This is a genomic window from Streptomyces sp. NPDC089799 (genome assembly GCF_040684755.1).
Lineage (GTDB): Bacteria > Actinomycetota > Actinomycetes > Streptomycetales > Streptomycetaceae > Streptomyces.
Window position 1 is genome coordinate 70947 of record NZ_JBFBGR010000003.1, and the last position, 18788, is coordinate 89734.

Here is an 18788-nt window from a genome sequence, read left to right on the forward strand (position 1 = left end):
GGAATCCCGGAAGGGATGTTTCGCACTTTTGAGTGATCCTTCACCCTCGGGAACGGGCGCCGCCGCGGGGCCCGACCTCCACAGGGAACAGCGTCGCCCCGAGGGGCCGGTCCGCGTCGAAGCCGGGGAGCACGAGGAAGCCGGCGGAGGCGGTCGCGGTGACGAAGGCCATCAGGTCATCGCCTTCGTCCAGACGCCGCTGGGTGGCGGTGAAGGTGCGCAGTTCCCGCTGGAAGCCGATGAACAGCAGTCCGCGGTCGCCGGGGCCGTTGTCGTACGCGTAGCCGCGGCGCAGCATCTTCCCGCTGCCCGTGGCGTTCGGATTGGCCCGCCTCGCGTGCGCCATGGCGGGGACGAGGTAACGCCCCTGCGGAGTCTTCGCCGACAGGTCCAGTCGGCCCAGCGGCGCCCCGCCGCCCAGTGGCGCCCCGTCGGCCTTCCGGCGACCGATCGCCTCCTCCTGCCTGTGCACCGGCTGGGCGAGGAATTCCGGTACGTCGATGCGCAGCCGGCGTACGACGGCGATGGTGCCGCCGGCTACCGGGTCGGGTCCGGACAGCCATACGTCCCGCTCCAACTCGGCGCGGCCGCGGGGGATTTCGATGCCGTCCTGGAAGCCGAGCAGATTGCGGACCGGCCCGGTGCCCGGAGGCCGGAAGCCCGTCTGCGACCAGCGGCGCGCGGCGGCGCCCCGGCCTTCCAGCAGTCCGGCCAGATCCGCGTCGGCACCGGCGGCCGCCGCCGCGCCGTTGGCGCAGACCTGGACCAACAGGTCACCGCCCCAGGTCCGCGAGGTCCGCTCCTCCCGGGCGAAGGCCGGGAGTTCCGCGGCACCGGGCAGGCGACGGTCCAGCGCGGCGAGGGGACCGGGGCCGAGCCCGACCGTCACGGTGAGCCCGTCGGCGCTCCCGCGCCCGCTCCCGGCCTCCGTCACCTTCAGAACGGTCTCTCCGAGCGCCTTCAGCATCCGGCCGGTGCCCGCGCGGCCCGCGCCGTCGGGGTCGGCGAGGTCGTAGACGGACACGACGACGTGCGTCTGCGGCTGTTCCGGGCGGTCGACCCCCTCCTGATGGGCCGCCTCAGCCGTCGACGCGAGCCCCTCGACTCCGTCGGCCGCTTCGGCGCCTTCGGCCGCTTCGGCCGCTTCGGCCCCTTCGACCGGCCGGCCCCGCACGCCGGAACCCGCGTCCGGCCGGCAGCCGGTGGACACGGCGGCGGCGGGAACGGCGGCGAGGAGGGCCCGTCGGGTCACCACGAGACGATTGTCACTGAATGCGTTCACGCAAGTACTCTACGTACACACATGTGCTCGTATCCGCCCCGGCGCTGAGCCGGCACCCCCCGATCGAGGCCCCCTTCGTGCGCATTCCCCGCCTCACAATCCTCCTCACCCTCCTGGCCGTTGCCGCGGCGCCCGGGTGCGCGGCCCGAAGCGGCCAGGGCTCCGACAGCGCGCCCCGCGCGCCGGGCGTCATCCGGGTACCGGCGGACGCCCCCACCATTGCCGCGGCTCTGGAGCGGAGCGCACCGCACGACATGGTGCTTCTCTCCCCCGGCACCTACCGCGAGACGGTCCGCGTCCGGACCGCGCACGTCACTCTGCGGGGGGTGGACCGCAACCGCGTGGTCATCGACGGCGAGGGCAGGCGCGGCAACGGCGTCGTGGTCACCGCCCCCGGCGTGAGCGTGGAGAACCTCACCGTCCGCAGCCATCTGCAGAACGGCGTTCTCGTCACGGGCCTGAAGAACGAGGGCGAGGGCATCGGGCGCGGCAGCGACGGCTACCACCGTCTCGACCCGGCCGCGAACCCGCCCCTGGACGGCTTCCGCGTCCGCTACGTCACGGCCGCCGACAACGGGCTGTACGGGATCTACGCGTTCAACGCCCGCCGCGGCACGATCGAGCACAGCTACGCCTCCGGCAGCGCCGATTCCGGCATCTACGTCGGCCAGTGCAAACCCTGCGGGATCCTGGTCCGGGGGAACACCGCCGAACGCAACGCCGTCGGCTACGAGAACACCAACGCCAGCGGCCCCCTGTGGATCGTGGGCAACCGCTTCACCGGCAACCGGGTCGGCATGACCGTGGGCTCGGACTACCTCGAAGCGCTCACCCCGCAGACCGGGGCCACCATCGCCGGAAACCTCGTCGCCGGTAACACCGCCGCCGACACCCCCGAACAGGCCGACGGCGGCTACGGCATCGGGATCGGCATCGCCGGGGGCCGGGACAACGCGGTCCTGCACAACCGGATCACGGGGCACCCGCGGGCCGGGCTGATCCTCTCCTCGGCCGAGGACCTTCCGCCCGTCGGTAACCGCGTGACCGGCAACGCCTTCGACGACAACGCCCTCGACGCCGCCTACCTCGCCTCGCCGCACGCCCCCGGGATCCGGAACTGCTTCACCGGCCCGCTCGGCCCGACCCTTCCCGCCGGTCTCCTCTCCTCCATGGCCTGTGCGGCCGTCACCCCGGCTCCCGTACCGGGCCCCGGCACGCGACTGGACCTTCCCGAAGCCCCGGTCGGCCTGCCCTTCCTCGACGTTCCGCTCCCGCCGGACCAGCCCCAGCTCCCCCGGGCGGCCACCGCCCCCGCCGCCGCGACCAGCCCGACCCCGACCCCCGTCGACCCGGCGTCCGTCCGCCTGCCGGAGCCCACCCTCCTCAACGCACACAGCCGGGACCGCCGATGACACCCTTGCGCACCGCCCTCCCGGCGGCCCTGCTGTGCATGCTCGCCCTCGGCGGCTGTACGACCGGCACCAGCGCGGACGACCGCGCCGCCCTGGCGCGCCCCCTCACCGCCGCCGAAGCCGACCGCGCCGCACTCGCCCGCTTCACCACCTACCGGCGCGGCACGGGCGACGTCACCATGACCATCCCCTACCGCGGCACCACCGTGACGCTGACCGGGCGCGTGGACTGGCGACGCCGCCTCGGATACGCGGAAGTCGGCAGCGGGGGCAACCTGACCGCCCGCGAACTCATCCAGTGGAACCAGCACACCGTCGTCGCCCTCCCCCGGTGGTCCGGCGGCCTGCCCGAGCAGCCGCCGGCAGGGGGATGGCAACCCCACCGCATCACCCCGCACGCCTCCCCGCTGGACGCGGCCCTGCTCCTCCTGATGGGCCTCGGCAGCGACCGCCCCGACAACGCCCAGCTCCTCGCCCGAAGCAGCGCCCGCTGGATCAAGGACGACCACATCGGCACCACGCCCGTCACCGTCTTCGCCGGACCGGGCAGCCCCGGCGCGTCGTCAGACCCGAACAAGCCCGGAAACACCCGCTACTGGATCGACGGCGAAGGCAACCTGCTCCGCTTCAGCGCGCGCGCCGCCGGCGAGACGTCGTGGATGACCGCCGAACTGGCCCCGGCCAGGGCGATCCCCGTGCCCGCTCCCGTCGCCGAACTCGCCGAGGCGGCCGCCGCCGCAGCGCCTTGATCGCACGACGAGGCGCGACACGAGCGACACATGGGTTTGGGGGGTGCGGGGGTGTGGGTAGTTCGGCGGGCGCCGCCGGTCGGATGACCGGCCGGCGGGGAGGGGTGGAAGCGCATGCCGGTGACGACACCGACATCGACACCGATACCGGCACCGGCACCGGCACCGGCACCGGCACCGGGGGCGTTGCCGCCCGATACCCGTTGCATACCGCCGAAGAATCGTTTCCATAACCGCCGGTCCTAGCGTCCGGCACGGCCGTTGGGGCCGACCACCACCCTGCGAGGAGAATCCGTGCTCGAAGGCTTCGGCGAAGCGCTCGCGGACCGGGAGTACTACGTGCCGCTGACCGGCGCGGCCGATCCCGGTCCTCGGTTCGTTCCCGGCGAGGTGCCGCCCCGCTGGCGCTGCGCCGCCCAGGGCATCTGGACGGCCTGGGGCGGTCCGCGGACCGGACTCGCCGAGCAGGGCTGGAAGATCCACGTGTCGGCGCGGCTGGACCGGGCGCAGCACGTGCTCGACACCGTCGCCGGGATCTGCTTCTCCGAAGGCGTGCCGTTCAAGCACCTGAGCGCCCGGCTCTTCTTCCTGTTCCTCCATCACAAACACGCTGCACGAGCCCAGTCGGGCAAGTTCTGCGCCGTCTACCCGCCGGACACGGCGACCGCCGGCCGACTGCTGGAACGCCTGCGCGACGCGCTCGACGGGGAGGAGGGGCCGTACGTCCTCACCGACCGGCGCTACCGCGACTCGCGGACCGTCCACTACCGCTACGGCTCCTTCGGTGCCCGCAGCCGGCTGCTGGCCGACGGCACCCGGGAGGGACTGGTCCTCGACGGCACCGGCCGCGAGGTCGCGGACCTGCGACTGCCCGCCTTCCACCTGCCCGCGGGGATCACGGACCCCTTCGTCGGGCAGGAGGAGCAGCCGCACACGGGCCCGATCCTGATCCGCGACTACGAGGTGACCCGCGCGGTGCGCCTGAGCAACGCCGGCGGCACCTATCTGGCCCGGGACCGGCGGACCGGCCGCCCCGTCTTCGTCAAGGAGGCCCGCGCGCACAACGGCCTGGTCTTCGACGGGACCGACGCGCAGCAGCGGCTGCGGCACGAGTACCGCGTACTGCGCGAGCTGCACGCGGCCGCCCCCGGGGTGGGCCCAGAGCCGCTGGACCACTTCACCGAGTGGGAGCACGACTTCCTCGTCACCGAGTACGTCGCCGGGCAGCCGCTGGTGGGCTGGCTGAGCCGGTCCTCCCCGCTGGCCCGCGCCGACCGTACGGCCGAGTCCGTCGCCGCGTACCACGCGGCGTGCCGGCACCTGCTGGCCGGGCTGGACGCCTCGCTGGAGCTGCTGCACGGCGCCGGCTACCGGTTCGGTGACCTCAGCCTGGGGAATGTCATGGTCACGCCGTCCGGCGGGGTCCGGCTGGTGGACTTCGAGGCGGCCTCGGCCCTGTCCGCGGCGCCCTCCGGGATGGGCACCCCGGGGTTCACGCCGCCGCCCGGCCTGCTCCGGGCCGGCACGGACCCGCTGCTGCAGGACCGGTACGGAGTGTCGGCGGTCGCGTTCGCCTTCCTGGCGCCGTTCCACGAGATCGCGGAACACGCGCCCGCCAACCTCGCACTGCTGCACCGCGACCTGGCGGACGTGGCACCACCGCAGGACCTGTGGCGGCGCGCGACCGCCTTCCACCTGACGGGGGACCGGGCGCAGGATCACGTACAAGACCACGTACAAGACCAGGCACAAGACCACGTGCAGGACCCGGACGGTCCCGGCCGCCCGCCCTCCCCCGCAGAGCCGGACACCGATCCGCGCGGCTGCCTGGCCCGGCTGGCCGAGGAGGTGGCCGCGGGGCTGCTGGAGATGGCCGACGCCGGCCGGCCGGACTGGGCCTTCCCTCCCTCGCCCGAGGCGTTCCGGACCAACAACGTGTGCCTGGCCTACGGCACGGCCGGGGTGGTGCACGCCCTGCACCGCGCCGGGGCCGCGGTACCGGAGGAGATCACCGAACGGTTGCGCCGCGACGCGCTGGCGCAGCGCGAAGCGCTGCCCCCCGGCCTGCTCGTCGGCTCGGCCGGCATCGCCCCGGTACTGGCCGGCCTCGGCAGGCAGGCCGAGGCCGTCGACCTGCTCCGGGACGCCGACGACCACCCGCTCACCACCTCCTGCGCCACGCTGGCCGGCGGGCGGGCCGGGGTCGGCCTGGGCTGGCTCGCCCTGCACCGGCTGACCGGGGAGGGCGGCCACCTGGAGCGGGCCGCCGCGGCGGGCGAGGCCCTGCTGCGCGTCCCCGACCTGTCGGCCGCCCTCGGCGAGCACGACGCCCGCGGCCTGCTGCACGGCCGCTCCGGGCTCGCCCTCTTCCTCCACCACCTGGCCCGCGCCACCGGCGATGCCCGCTACCTGGAGGCGGGCCGCGTGCTGCTCCACCAGGAGCTGGACCGGACGTTCCCGCTGGACGACGGCGCCCTGTCCCTGTCCGACAACGCACGGCTCACCCGGGCCATGCCGTACCTGGCCACGGGCGCGGCCGGGGTCGCGGCGGTGCTCACCCGCTACGTGGCCAGCGCGCCGGACGAGCGCAGCGCGGCGGCGCTGCCGAGGCTGGTCGCCGGCATCCGGGTCTCCTGCACCACGAAGGAGGCGGGCCTGTACCGGGGGCTGGCCGGACTGGCCTGGTTCCTGACCGAGCACGCCGAGCTCACGGGCACGGACGCCGCCCGCAGGGACGCCGTACGCGCCGCGACCGGACTGCTGAAGTACGCCGTCCCGTACCGGCGCGGTGTCCGCTTCCTCGGAGCGGGTTCGCAGCGGTTCACCGCCGACCTGTCCAGTGGCGGGGCCGGAGTCCTGCTGGCCCTCCACCGCCTGCTGACCGGCCCACTGCTGACGGAGACCGATCACGCCCGCCCCCGGATCCCGGCAGCCGGCTGACCGCACCGGGCGGGCACCCCATGAACGCCTGGGCACGGCGGTGAACAACTCCGTTCCCAGGCATGCAGTAATGACCGACCGACAGAACCCGACAAGAAAGTGGAGGGCTTCCATGAGCGAGATACTCGCGCTCCAGGCACTGGAGACCGAACCGGAGGAGCATTCCTTCCCGCCCTGCTTCAGCGTCTCCTGGAGCATCAGCGACATCTTCCCCGAGCCGATGTAACCACCAGCCACCCGAAACAGGGCCGGGACCGGTGCTCTTGCCACCGGTCCCGGCCCGGTGCGGACGGACTGCGGACGAACGGCATCCACGGCTCGAAGGCGGTGGTCATGGACGCGGACGCGGGTGCTGCTTCAGCCGCGGGCAGCGGCCAAGGCTACGACGCCACGCCCTGCCTGCCCACGCGCGGCGGGCTGGGGGCCCTGCGACGGGCGGCAGCCGACTGCCACGGGTGCCCCCGCTTCCTCGCTGCCACGCAGACGGTTTTCGGAAAGGGCCCGGCCAGGTCGCGGCTGATGCCGGTCGGGGAGCAGCCCGGAGACCAGGAGGACGTGAAGGGTGAGCCCTTCGTCGGTCCGGCGGGGCAGTTGCTGCGCCGGGCGCTCGACGAGGCCGGGCTGGGTGACGAGAACGCGTACCTCGCCAACGTGGTCGAGCACTTCAAGTACCCCCAGGCCCCGCGCGGCAAGCGCCGCATCCACAAGGCTCCGAACCTGCGGGAGATGACCGCGTGCAGGCCTTGGCTTGCGGAGGAACTGCGACTGGTCGCCCCCGAGGTGCTGGTGGTGCCGGGAGGGACGGCGGGGAAGGCGTTGCTCGGGTCGTCGTTCCGGGTGGGCGAGCGCCGTGGTGTCCTGCTGCCGATGCCGGACCCCTCCGGCGAGCAGTCCGGAATGGCCCCCGGCCGGCTGTTGGCCACGGTCCACCCCTCCGCCGTCCTGCGGGCCGACGACGTCGCGCTCCGCGCCCTCGGCCCGGGAACCCGTGCGCCGGCGCGGTTCCTCGGGGAGCTGGGCGCCGATTCCGGCCGCGCGCGGGTGCCCCGGCATCCCGCCGGGTGAGTGCGTCCCGCTTGAAAGGCCCAGGTGCGGGCAGGTGCGGGATATGCCGATCGCCCGTTCGGGCCGGCTCGCACTGGTGTCCGAGCCGGAGCAGGAGTGCAGAAGCATGGTGTACGCGACCTGGTCCACCGAGAAGAGCGGGGTCCCCCCGGCGTCCCGACGCGCGGAGGCGCACGGAGGTGCCCCATGTGCGGCCTGAGCGGAGAGCTGCGGTTCGACGGACGGCGCCCGGACCTGGCCGCCGTCGAACGTATGACCGATGCGATGGAGCCACGGGGACCCGACGGCAGAGGAATCTGGTCCCAGGGGGCCGTCGCCCTGGGCCACCGGCGATTGCAGATCATCGACCTGTCGGAGCGCGGCGCGCAGCCCATGGTCGACCCCCGGCTCGGGCTCACGGTGGTCTTCAACGGATGCATCTACAACCACCGCGAGCTGCGCGCGCGACTCGAGAAGGACGGATACCGCTTCTTCTCGGACTCCGACACCGAGGTCGTCGTCAAGGCGTACGCAAAGTGGGGTTGGGAGTGCGTCGAATTCTTCGTCGGCATGTTCGCGTTCGCCGTCGCCGAGCACCACACGGGCCGTGTCGTCCTCAGCCGTGACCGGCTGGGCATCAAGCCCCTCTACGTCACCGAGGACTGCGACCGGCTCCGCTTCGCCTCTTCGCTCCCGGCCCTGCTGGCGGGCGGAGGAGTGGACACGTCCATCGATCCGGTGGCCCTCCACCAGTACCTGAGCTGGCACGGCACGGTGGTTGCACCCCGGACGGTGCTGGCCGGCGTGCGGAAGGTCCCGCCGGCCACCGTCCGGATCGTCGAGCCCGGCGGCACCTCCCACGATCACTGCTACTGGCAGCCCTCGTACACCCGGCGTTCCGAGCTGGGGGACGACCCCGCCCGGTGGCGCGAGGCCGTACACGAGGCGCTGCGCACGGCGGTGCGGCGACGTACGGTCGCCGACGTCCCCGTGGGGGTGCTGTTGTCCGGCGGTCTCGACTCCAGCCTGATGCTGGCGATGCTCGCCGAGGAGGGACACGACGAGATCCCGACCTTCGCGATGGGCTTCGAGGAGGAGAACGGCGAGGCCGGCGACGAGTTCCTGTACTCGGACCTCGTGGCCCGGCGCTTCTCGACCGACCACCACCAGTTCCTGATCCCCTCCGACCGGCTCCCCACCGCCCTGGAGGCCGCGATAGGAGCCATGAGCGAGCCCATGGTCAGCCACGACGCCGTGGCGTTCCACATGCTGTCCGAACAGGTCTCGAAAGAGGTCAAGGTCGTCCTGTGCGGTCAGGGTGCGGACGAGGTTTTCGCCGGCTACCACTGGTACCCGCAGATCGCCTCCGCCCCCCGGACCGGAGCGGACGACGCCTACGCCCGCGTGTACTTCGACCGTCCGCACGCCGACCTGACCGCCATGATCCGTCCGGACCTCGCCGTAGGCCACGATGCCTCCACGGACTTCGTCCGACGCCACATGGCCACCCCCGGAGCCGAAACCGCCCTGGACGCCGCCCTGCGCATGGACGTGCACGCCCTCATGCCGGACGACCCGGTCAAACGCATCGACAACATGACGATGGCCTGGGGCCTGGAGGCCAGAGTGCCGTTCCTGGACCAGGACCTCGTCGAGCTGGCGGCAGCCTGCCCTCCGGGGCTGAAGCTCGCGCAGGGCGGCAAGGCCGTCCTCAAGGACGTCGGACGCGAGGTACTGCCCCTCCAGATCGTCGACCGCCCCAAGGGCTACTTCCCCGTGCCGGCGGTGCGCCACATGGCCCGGCCCGTACTGGCGCGGGTACGGGACGCCCTGACGGCCCCCGAGGCGCGACGGCGGGGGATCTTCGAGGAAAGGCTCGTCGACGAACTGCTCGCGGAGCCCAACCGCCACCGGTCCAGGCGGGGAGCCAACACCTTGTGGCAGGTGGCGACGCTGGAGATCTGGCTCCAGGCGCACGGCATCCGGTGATGCCACGCGAACACGTGGCGGGGCCGAGTGGTGGGAACACTCAGGAAGCGGAAGCCTGGGAGAGGTGGCCATGCCCCTGGAGCGGACGAACCTCGTGGATCACGCACCCGGTACGGCGGGCGGAATCGCGGCGCCCCCCGGCACGAGGGGGGCCCACGCGGACCCCGCCGACGCCGCATCACCCGCGCCGGCGCCCGTGCGGCTGCCCGACCATTTCCTCGGTGCCGACCCGCCCACCCTGCTCACCGCCCACGGGTGCTGGTACCCCTCGGCGGACCCCACCGGGGAGCACGTGGCCTTCATCTGCGACCGGGCCGGCGTCCCCCAGCTGTGGAGCGGCCCCGCCCGGAGCACCGAAGCCCACGCCCTGGACGGCGACCCCGACCCGGTGACCGAGGTCTCGTGGTCGCCCGACGGACGCTGGATCGCCTACACCACGGCGCCGGGCGGCGGCGAGCACACCCGCGTCCTGGTGGTGCGCCCGGACGGCACCGGACGGCAGGTGCTCGCCGGGGCAGAGCCGGGAAGCTCCGCACACCTGGGGTGCTGGACCCGTGACGGTACCGGCGTGGCCGTCACGGTCGCCCAGCCCTCCGTGTCCGGCGCCGAGCACACCGGAGCGGGGCACCTCCCGGTGGACGTCGACGGGGTGCCGGCGGTCGGCGGCGCGCGGGGCCCCGGCGCGGCCTGGGCCGACCGCGGAGGACCCGCCACCCTCCTCGGTGGCGTGGCCGCGCCCCGGGCCCTGACGGGCCAGGGCCCTGCCCCCACCGGCGGCCAGGTCCACGGCGGTGGGCTGGCCGCCTACCTGGTCGACCCGGACGGGGCACGCGCGCCCGTCCTGCTGTACGCCGAAGAGGGGGCGGCGTCGCTGCGCGTGTGCGACACCAGCCCTGACGGCCGCTTCGCGCTCGTCCGCCGCGGACCGCGAGGCCGGCGCGAGGCCCTCGTGCTCGACACCGCCTCCGGCCGCACCCCGTTCTCCCTGCACGTCGCCGACGGGGACCCGTGGATCGGGAGGTTCTCCGCCGACGCGCGGACCGTGTGGCTGCGCAGCGACACGGACCGCGAGTTCGCGGCGCTTGTGAGGGTCCGGCTGGACGAGGAGGGCGCGGGGCGGGCCGTGTCCGTGACGGCCGAACGCGAGGGGTGCGCCCTCGACCTGCTCAGCGTGCCAGACCACGGCCGGTGGGCGCTCCTCGCCTGGAACGTCCACGGGGCGACCGAGCTGGAAAGCGTGGGTCTCCCCCTCACCGACGAGGACGACGGTCCGGTACCGCGGCACCGGCCGGTCCTGCCGCACGAAGTCGTGACCCGCATCGCGCCCCTGGAACGAGGCGGCCTGTTCGCCGCACTGGCCGGCTCCCGGCGCAGGCCCGGAATCTGGGAACTGGACCAGGGCCTCGTGCCCGCGCGCGCCGGCTGGTCGGCCCGCGACGAGGACGCAGTGCCGCCCGGGCGGCCTCCCGTACGGCCGGTGCCCCTGCGCTGCCGCGCTCGCGACGGGCTGACACTGGGAGGCTGGTACTACCGGGCGCCCGGCGGGGATCCGGGCCGGCCCGCCCCCTGCGTCATCCACCTCCACGGCGGTCCCGAGGAACAGGAACGGCCGGTGTTCAGCCCGCTCTACCACGAGCTCCTCGGCAGGGGCCTGGACGTGTTCGCACCCGACGTCCGCGGGTCCTCCGGCTGGGGACGCTCCTTCGTGGACGCCGACCTCGGGGCCGGCCGGTTCGCGGCGATCGACGACGTCGCCGACTGCGCCGCGCACGTGGTCGCGCTCGGCTACGCCGACCCCGTGCGGCTGGGGGTGATGGGCCGCTCTTACGGCGGCTATCTCACCATGGCCTCCCTCGTGTGGCATCCGGACCTCTTCCGCGGAGGTGTCGCCGTCTGCGGGATGTCGGACTTCGCCACCTTCTTCGCCGGCACGGAACCGTGGATCGCCCAGTCCGCCACCGCCAAGTACGGCCACCCCGAGCACGACCGGGAGCTGCTGCGCGCCCTGTCCCCGATGAGCCGCATCGATCAACTGCGCGCCCCCGTGCTGACCGTCCACGGCGAGCACGACACCAACGTGCCGCCTACGGAGTCGGAGCAGTTCATCCGCGCGGCACGCGCACGCGGAGTGCCCGCACGGCAGCTGACGCTGCGTGACGAGGGCCATGAGTTCCGTCGGGCGGACAACAGGAGGCTCTACCGGCGTGCTGCCGCTGACTGGCTGGAGCGGCACCTCGGAGTCGGCCCGGCCCCCTGACGAGGCTCGCCGGGGGCGCCGGCGGGCGGGCACCGGCGGGCGGGCGTCGGCGGGCGGGCGTCGGCGGGCGGGCGTCGGCGGGCCGGCCGAACAGCAGGGCGTCGGACTCGTTCAGGTGCTCAGCAGACGGTTGAAGAAGGAGCGGTACCGCTGGAGGGCGAGGCGGAGGTCCTCGGTGGCGACTTCGCCACCGCTCTGCCACTGGCGTTCCAGGGACTCCTTGTGTTCGGCGAAAGTGCCGGCCAGGTGCCGCATCACGGAGGCGACGAGGGCGTCCGCCTCACGGACGGATTCCTTCGGGTCGTCCACGAAGCCGCCCTGGATCCGGGTCCACTGGTCGCGGAAGCCGGCTGCCTCGGACTCCGGCATCAGGGGCTGCTCGGTGGCGGGTCGTTCGGCCGGAGTACCGGAGGAGGTACCGGCCTCCGTCGCCTGCCCTGCCGCCTCCGCGCCGGTGCCGGCCTCGGCGTCGGCCTCGATGGCATCCGGCTCGGCGGCGTCCGCCCTGTCCTTGTCGGCGCGTTCGCCTTCGTACGCCGTCTCGCCCGTGGCCTCGCCCGGGTACACCGCCGGGGCACCCGGGTCCCGCTCGGCCCGGCCCGCGGACGGGTTGGCGAGGTCTTCGGTGGTCAGTTCGCCGGTCCGGTCATGGGTGGTGTGTCGCATGGTGTTCACTCATTCGCTCTTGCCGGAGCCGGCGGGCGTCAGGAGCTCGTCGAAGAGGGCCCGGTAGTGGACCATCGCGCCGCGCAGTTCCTCCGTGGTGGCCTGGCCGTCCGCACTGCGCACCTGCACCTCGTGGGCACTTCGGTAGTGCTCCAGGGTCCGGCCGTGCTCCACGGACAGGTCGTGCAGGCGCTGGTCGTACCCCTCAGTCGGATAGCCGCGGTCCCGCATCAGGTGGGTAACCAGCCGGTCGGCCCGGGCGACGGCATCGCCGGGGCGTCCACGAAGTGTTCCTGTTCCCGGTTCCACAACTGGACGTACTCCCGCCTGGCTTCCGTGGGGAGCTCCCGAAGCTGCAGTTCGTCATGCCGCTGTTCGCGGCTGTGCAGTTCGCGGTCCGCGGCCAACTGCCCTCCCTTTTCCTCCACCGCCCGCGGACGCTGCGGGAGGGGGCCCGGTGGCCGAGGTCGATGTGGTGGTCGTGGGCGCGGGGGTCGTCGGCCGGTCGCTCGCGTACGCGCTGGCACGTGTGGAGCCGGGGCTGCGGGTCGTGCTGTCGGGCCGGCGCGGTCCGGGCGCCTCGCAGGCCGCCGGTGCCATGCTCGGCGTCCTGGGCGAGGTGACTGCAGCCGGCCTGCGGACCCGGCACGGCGCACTGCGCCTGCGGATGGCCGTGGAGGCGGCCGCACGCTGGCCCTCATGGCGGGAAGGAGTACGCGAGCAGGCCGGCGAGCCCCCTGGCGACGGGTACGGGGCGGGTACGTACGTCCTGCTCAACACCGTCTCCGGCCGTCTCGACGAATCGGCGTTCGAGGCGATGCACGACGCCGGCACCCGCCACGGGCTGCCCTTCGAGGAGATCCGCCCCGCGGACGTCCCCGGCCACCGACCACCGACCACCGACCACCGACCACCGACCACCGACCACCGACCACTGGACAACGACCGTGCGCTGCGGGCGGTCTTCCTGCCCCGCGAGGAGTTCCTGCACGCGCGGCGCTGGCTGGAGACCCTCGACACCGCGCTCCTGACACTGCCGGACGTACGCCGCACCGGAACCGGCACCGTGCGGGCCGCCGGTGACGCGTACGAACTGCGCACACGTGAGGGGCGGTTCAGGGCACCGCGGGTCGTGGTCGCTGCCGGAGCTTGGTCCGGTCCGCTCCTGGACGGCATCGATCCGGAACTGCCCGTCCTGCCGGTCGTCGCGGCCGAGGGCACGGCCGTCACCCTCCGGCCGGCCGGTCCCGCGCCACCGGTGGTGCTGCGCACGCCCAACCGCGCGTACGCGTGCGGGTTGCACGCCGTCCCGCAGGCCGACGGCACCACCTGGTACCTGGGCGCCTCCGCCGCACCGGCCCTGCGTGCCGGGGACGCGCCGACCGCCGGCGCCCTGCGCTTCCTCCTCGACGCCGGCCTGGGCCAGCTGCACCACGGCCTGGCCGACGCCAGGATCCAGCGCGTCCACCACGGCAACCGCCCGCTGGGACTGGACGGACACCCTCTCCTCGGCAGCACCGGACGGCCCGGCCTGTGGGTGGCCACCGGCACGCACCGGGACGGCCTCCACGCCTCACCACTGATCGCCCAGGAGCTGGCCGCCGAGATCCTGGACGGTGTCCCCAGCCCCTGGCTGGCCCCGTGGCGGCCCGACCGGGCACCGATCAGCGACCGGACGACCGCCGGCGCCATCGACGAGGCCGCTGCCCACCACGCGGCGCTGGCCGCGGAGTCCCGCATGCGCCCGCCCCTGACCGGTGACTGGCCCGGCCTGCTCACCGACGCCTACCGGCACCTCATGGAGCAGACGTACGCACGGATGCCCGACGGCTACGTCATCCCGCCCGAGCTCGCCCCGCTCGGCTACGAACACGGCCCCGCCCTCGCCAAGCTCGCCCAAGGCCACCTGGACCGCCTGGAAAGCCGGGACCGTGCCTGATCACGGGACCGCTGAACCGCCGCCGTGGCCCGGCACACCGCCCCCGTATCCGAACACGACGCCGACTCGCCGGCTGACGTGGGATCGGAGGGCCGTCGCGGCCCTTGACCTCGCCGAAGCGGGTGCCGGTCATCCAGGCTGCACCGGCCGCGACGATCTCCTCGTGGGAGCGGCCGATCCAATTCCGGAACGTGACAAGAAATGCGAACCGGCCCTCCGGGACCTGGTGTTCCGGCGTCGGGGTACGCGCTGCTGACGGTCCGGTAGATTCGGCGAAACGGCTGATCTTCAAAGGAGCGGCACCATGCCGCGCATGCGACACGGGGGCAGTGGGGTGCGGAGCGGACACGCGCAGGACCGTCGGCGGGAGGCCCTGCTGGAGTGCTGGCGCGCGATCGAGCTGTTCAGTCCGCCGACCATTCCGGCGCTGCCCCGTCGGCGCCCCGCCGCGCGCTCCGGGCCGAGGGACGAGTACGTGGTTGACCTGACGCCCGAGCCGGGCCGGGTACCACCGCTCCTGCCGTGGGCTCCGGAGCATCCGGAGACGGGGTCACGGCGGGCGCCACACGGATGGATGTGGCGGCACGAGGTCTACTGCGGGGTCTTTGATCTGGAGCTGCTCCGGCAGGCAATGATCGCCGTACTGCCCGCGGGGACGGATCCCGATCCCGGCGTGCCGCAGTCCGAACTGGTGCTGTCGGGTCAGAGCGCGATGTTCGCGCTGGTCCTGGACGATGAGGGCCGGCCGATCGAGGACACACCCGTGGTCTCCGCGTGCGCCTGGGCGACCGGCCGTCTGTTCGATCCGGGGCCATCCGCGCCGGGGTGGCTGGACGGATTCGAGGAGCTCGACGAAGCGTTCGGCGGGGCGATCGACGAGCTCACGGCCACCCCGATTTCTTACGGCCCCACCGCCTCGGCTGCCGGAACGGCGTACGAGCGGTGGTCCGGCTCAGAGGGTGCAACGGGAGCGCCGGGCGGGGCCGGCGGCGGGGGCTGGCAGCGGCTGCTCGCCGAGATCCTGGGCGGCGCTGCCGTCGGCGCGGTCGGGGCCTTGTTCGGGGAGGTCGCCGGCGCCGCGCTGCAGGGCGCGGCGGAGCCCCTGGTTCGCCGCGCCGCGGACTGGGTCGCGGCGCGCCGGACCGCAGAGGAACAGGTGGCGTCCGGGCGGCCGGACAGCACCGGGGGCGTCCCCGAACGGGCGCCGGCCGACGGCCCTGACACGTCGGCGGGGCGCGGGGCCGACGCAGGTGCCCGTGCGCTCGGGTTCGCCGATCTGGTCGCGCTGACCGCTCAGATCGCCGACCTGTGCGGGGTTCAGGACCACCTGCGGCCGCGGGTGGTCCGAGTGCGCAGCCGGCTGGTCCGCCGGCCGCGGGACCCACGGGCGAAGGTCCCCGCCACGCAGCCGTTCCTGAACAGTCTGCTGCCACCCGATCTGGCCCGGGTGTCCGCGGCCGTCGGCAAGGGGATCGGCCCGGCGCTGGAGGCCTACCTGACCGAGCTCGACGCCGTGGCCGTGGGAGCGCGGAGGGACGTGCGCCGACAGCGCGGGGTCGTCCTGGACGGGGTGGCTCCGGACCTGGTTCCGGCCGGCCGTTGGCCCGCACCGGCGGATCGTCCGCTCGCGCTGAGCCAGCAGTTCGCGGTCGACCGCATGCTCGCCGACCGGGCGGGCACCGAGGGCGGGATGTTCTCCGTGAACGGCCCACCGGGCACGGGCAAGACCACGATGCTGCGTGACCTGGTCGCTGCACTGGTCGTCGAGCGGGCGGCGGTACTGGCCACGTTCGACCGTCCTGGGCAGGCGTTCACCGGTCCGGCATGGCGGGGCAGGGATCGCCAGGGCAGGCACGCCCGCTTCGTGTCACGGCTCGACCCGCGGCTGACCGGGTTCGAGATCGTGGTCACCTCCTCCAACAACGGAGCGGTCGAGAACGTCACCGCCGAACTGCCCGGCATCGGCGCGCTCGGCGAGCATTGGCGAGCCGGCACCGACCACTTCTCCGACCTCGCCTCCGCACTCCTCGGCGCACCTGCCTGGGGTCTGGTCGCGGCGGTGCTGGGCAACAAGGCCAACCGCAAGGAGTTCGGCGATCGGTTCTGGTGGGGCCGACTTCCCCAGAAGGAGACCGACGCCCGCTCCGCCGCGGGACAGCCGCCGCTGCGCGGCATGCAGGCCGTCCTGAGCGACTGGATTCCGCCGAAGCCTCCGCCCGGCGGCCCGCGTCCCGACGCCCCGGCAAACGGTGTTGCGGCCGCGGCGGCCGGGCCCGCCCGGCCCGTGCCGCCGTGGACCGAGGCCGTCGCCGCGTTCCGTGCCGCTCAGGCCGAGGTCGAGCAGCTGCGCGCCGAGCGCGCCCGGCTGGCCGGGTCCTTGGAGGCCGTCGAGTCGCCGACGGCCGGGCAGCGGATCGCGGATCTCGAAGCCGCCGTGTCCCGGGCCGACCAGCAGGTCGCCGCCGCCACGGCAGTCCTGGACCGGGCCGGCGCCGCCACCGCCACCGCCCGGACCGCCACCTCGGTGGCCGAGGCCGGACACCGGACGGCCTCCGGGCACGTGCCGCGAGCCCGCCAGGAGCTGGCCACCGCCCGCGCGGACCTCTCGGCCGCCCGCGAACTGGCCGCGCACCACCGCGAGTACGTGACCGCGCTCACCGCACGCCACGACGCGCCGCCGGTCGTCGAGCGGGGCCTGCGCGGCGGGCTTCGCCGTCTGCTGCAGAGCACGGCCGAACGGCAGGCCGCCGAACGGCAGCAAGAGCACACCCAGGCCGAGATCGCGTACCTGCTCGTCCAGGAGCGGACCGCGCTCGAGGACTCCCTGGAGCGGGTCGCCGCAGCCGTGCGCGCCGAGTCCCTGGCCGCCGACCGGCACGCCCGGTCCGGCACCGCCGTCGACGACGCCGCTGCCGGACTCGCCGCCGCGCGCGAGTACGAACGGGCCGCGGGCGGGCGGGAAGCCTCCGCGGCCACGGCCCTCCGGCACGCCCGGCAGGTCGCCGACTCGGCCCGCCTCGACCTGCACGTCGCCGTGACCGAACTCGACGGCCGCCACCGCGAACTGCGGGAGGCGGCCCGGACGCTGCGGTCCCTGCCGCTCGGCTGGTCGTACCTCGACGAAGCCGACCAGGAACTCGGCTCGCCCTGGTCCGACGAGGCATGGTCCACCGCGCGCAGCGACCTGTTCCTGCGCGCCCTCGACCTGCACCGCGCCTTCGTCGCCGGCGCCGCGAAGAGGGTCCGTGGCAACCTGCAGGTCCTCATGGAGCTGATGGCCGGCTCAAACGGACACGTCCCCGACGAGGAGGTCGAGCGCGCCTGGCAGACCCTTTTCCTCCTCGTGCCCGTCGTCTCCACCACGTTCTCCTCCATCGGCAGCATGTTCGCCCGCCTCGGCCGGGAGTCGATCGGCTGGGTCCTCGTCGACGAGGCCGGGCAGGCCACCCCGCAGGCTGCCGTCGGCGCACTGTGGCGGGCCCGCCGTGCCGTTCTGGTAGGCGATCCGCTCCAGCTGGAACCCGTCGTCACCATGCCCACGGCCCTCCAGCGCCGCCTGCTGCGCGCCCACGCCGTCGACGAGCACTGGCTGCCCTCGGCCACCTCCGCCCAGGCCGTCGCCGACCGGACCAACCGCTACGGCACCTACCTGCCCGCCCCGGGCACCGACGACGAGCACGTCTGGGTGGGCTCGCCACTGCGCGTACACCGCCGCTGCGAAGAACCGATGTTCACGATCAGCAACGAGGTCGCGTACGGCGGCCTCATGGTCCACGGCACCAAACACGAGGCGTTCCCCGAAGCAGACCGGGACGGCCTGCTACCCAGCCGCTGGCTCAACACCGACGACCCGGCCCGCCCGTCCGACGCCGCCTGGGGCGAACGCGACCGCAGAGCCTTTGAGTTCGTCCTCGACGTCTTGCACCGGCACGGCGTCGGCGTCGAGCGCGTGCGTGTCATCGCCCCCTTCCGGGCCCTCGTCGCCGAATGCCAGAAGGTCTGCCGCAGCCGTGAAGGCTGGACGTCCGAACTGATCCAGGAGCGCTGCGCCACCGTCCATCGGGCGCAGGGCAAGGAAGCCGACGTCGTCGTCCTCGTGCTCGGCGGGGGTCGTCCCGGTGCCCGCGACTGGGCGGCCCGCACCCCACACCTGCTCAACGTCGCCGCGAGCCGTGCCAAGCGCCGCCTCTACGTCATCGGCGAACGCAGCCTGTGGGCCCCGCTCCCGCACTTCGACGTCCTGGCCTCCGAGTTGACGGAGTTCCACCACCTCAGCGACCGCGCCACATGGCCGCCGGACGGCGAGTAACCGCCGACGATGCGGTGGACTGCACACCCGTCGCGACGCAACGCCACAAACCGCCGCCCGAGAGCATGGCGCTGTCGCGGCCGACGGGACATGCAATCGCGTGAAAGACCGGACCAACCACCGCGTTTGCACGGAGCATGAGGCGATGGGGGAGGTCACCGAGTGGTCCTCAAGCGGTGCACCGCGTGCGGCTGGGACCGT

Annotated in this window: 12 protein-coding genes and 1 pseudogene; 9 read left to right on the forward strand and 4 right to left on the reverse strand. The window is 73.8% G+C overall.

Features of this window, described 5'->3' with window-relative positions; all coding sequences use genetic code 11:
* Positions 1-40: 40 nt before the first annotated feature.
* Positions 41-1282, reverse strand: a complete 1242-nt coding sequence (locus tag AB0O36_RS03510) for a Dyp-type peroxidase (protein ID WP_365103458.1) — start codon at positions 1280-1282, stop codon at positions 41-43.
* Positions 1283-1305: 23 nt separating this feature from the next.
* Between AB0O36_RS03510 and AB0O36_RS03515 the strand changes: the two genes are divergently transcribed.
* From AB0O36_RS03515 to AB0O36_RS03545, 7 genes are all read left to right on the forward strand, one after another.
* The gene (locus tag AB0O36_RS03515; RefSeq protein WP_365103461.1) at positions 1306-2694 is read left to right on the forward strand and encodes a right-handed parallel beta-helix repeat-containing protein; all 1389 of its coding nucleotides are present in this window, start codon (positions 1306-1308) and stop codon (positions 2692-2694) included.
* Positions 2691-3443 (forward strand): hypothetical protein, encoded by a 753-nt coding sequence (locus AB0O36_RS03520; protein WP_365103464.1) that lies wholly within the window; start codon positions 2691-2693, stop codon positions 3441-3443. Before AB0O36_RS03515 ends, AB0O36_RS03520 begins: the two co-directional genes overlap by 4 nt.
* 104 nt (positions 3444-3547) lie before the next feature.
* Positions 3548-3676: a hypothetical protein gene (locus AB0O36_RS03525; RefSeq protein WP_365103467.1), complete on the forward strand. Its 129-nt coding sequence runs from the start codon at positions 3548-3550 to the stop codon at positions 3674-3676.
* Positions 3677-3737: 61 nt separating this feature from the next.
* Positions 3738-6383 (forward strand): class III lanthionine synthetase LanKC, encoded by a 2646-nt coding sequence (lanKC, locus tag AB0O36_RS03530; protein ID WP_365103470.1) that lies wholly within the window; start codon positions 3738-3740, stop codon positions 6381-6383.
* Between the two features lie 333 nt (positions 6384-6716).
* Positions 6717-7448: a UdgX family uracil-DNA binding protein gene (locus tag AB0O36_RS03535; protein ID WP_365103472.1), complete on the forward strand. Its 732-nt coding sequence runs from the start codon at positions 6717-6719 to the stop codon at positions 7446-7448.
* A 186-nt stretch (positions 7449-7634) separates the two neighbouring features.
* The gene (locus AB0O36_RS03540; protein WP_365103475.1) at positions 7635-9416 is read left to right on the forward strand and encodes an N-acetylglutaminylglutamine amidotransferase; all 1782 of its coding nucleotides are present in this window, start codon (positions 7635-7637) and stop codon (positions 9414-9416) included.
* Between the two features lie 70 nt (positions 9417-9486).
* Positions 9487-11673, forward strand: a complete 2187-nt coding sequence (locus AB0O36_RS03545; protein WP_365103959.1) for a prolyl oligopeptidase family serine peptidase — start codon at positions 9487-9489, stop codon at positions 11671-11673.
* Positions 11674-11784: 111 nt separating this feature from the next.
* Here the strand turns inward: AB0O36_RS03545 and AB0O36_RS03550 are convergent, their stop codons facing one another.
* Positions 11785-12339, reverse strand: a complete 555-nt coding sequence (locus tag AB0O36_RS03550) for a hypothetical protein (protein ID WP_365103477.1) — start codon at positions 12337-12339, stop codon at positions 11785-11787.
* 9 nt (positions 12340-12348) lie between these two features.
* Positions 12349-12648 (reverse strand): hypothetical protein, encoded by a 300-nt coding sequence (locus AB0O36_RS03555; protein WP_365103480.1) that lies wholly within the window; start codon positions 12646-12648, stop codon positions 12349-12351.
* Positions 12649-12796: 148 nt separating this feature from the next.
* Between AB0O36_RS03555 and AB0O36_RS03560 the strand changes: the two genes are divergently transcribed.
* Positions 12797-14278 carry an FAD-dependent oxidoreductase gene (locus AB0O36_RS03560; RefSeq protein WP_365103483.1) on the forward strand — a complete coding sequence of 494 codons (1482 nt, stop codon included), beginning with the start codon at positions 12797-12799 and terminating at the stop codon, positions 14276-14278.
* A 79-nt stretch (positions 14279-14357) separates the two neighbouring features.
* On the opposite strand, the pseudogene AB0O36_RS03565 reads toward AB0O36_RS03560, so the two are convergent.
* A pseudogene (locus AB0O36_RS03565) lies at positions 14358-14477 on the reverse strand (pirin family protein); the annotation flags it as partial.
* A 375-nt stretch (positions 14478-14852) separates the two neighbouring features.
* On the opposite strand from AB0O36_RS03565, the gene AB0O36_RS03570 reads away from it, so the two are divergent.
* On the forward strand, positions 14853-18587 hold the full coding sequence (locus AB0O36_RS03570; protein WP_365103485.1) for an ATP-binding protein: 3735 nt from the start codon (positions 14853-14855) through the stop codon (positions 18585-18587).
* Positions 18588-18788: the final 201 nt, after the last annotated feature.

What these genes read in the sequence shown, in the direction of transcription:
- AB0O36_RS03520 (WP_365103464.1), top strand. Translation starts at nt 2,691, where the DNA reads ATGACACCCTTGCGCACCGCCCTCCCGGCGGCCCTGCTGTGCATGCTC.
- AB0O36_RS03535 (WP_365103472.1), top strand. Translation starts at nt 6,717, where the DNA reads ATGGACGCGGACGCGGGTGCTGCTTCAGCCGCGGGCAGCGGCCAAGGC.
- AB0O36_RS03540 (WP_365103475.1), top strand. Translation starts at nt 7,635, where the DNA reads ATGTGCGGCCTGAGCGGAGAGCTGCGGTTCGACGGACGGCGCCCGGAC.
- AB0O36_RS03545 (WP_365103959.1), top strand. Translation starts at nt 9,487, where the DNA reads ATGCCCCTGGAGCGGACGAACCTCGTGGATCACGCACCCGGTACGGCG.
- AB0O36_RS03550 (WP_365103477.1), bottom strand. Translation starts at nt 12,339, where the DNA reads ATGCGACACACCACCCATGACCGGACCGGCGAACTGACCACCGAAGAC.
- AB0O36_RS03570 (WP_365103485.1), top strand. Translation starts at nt 14,853, where the DNA reads ATGTGGCGGCACGAGGTCTACTGCGGGGTCTTTGATCTGGAGCTGCTC.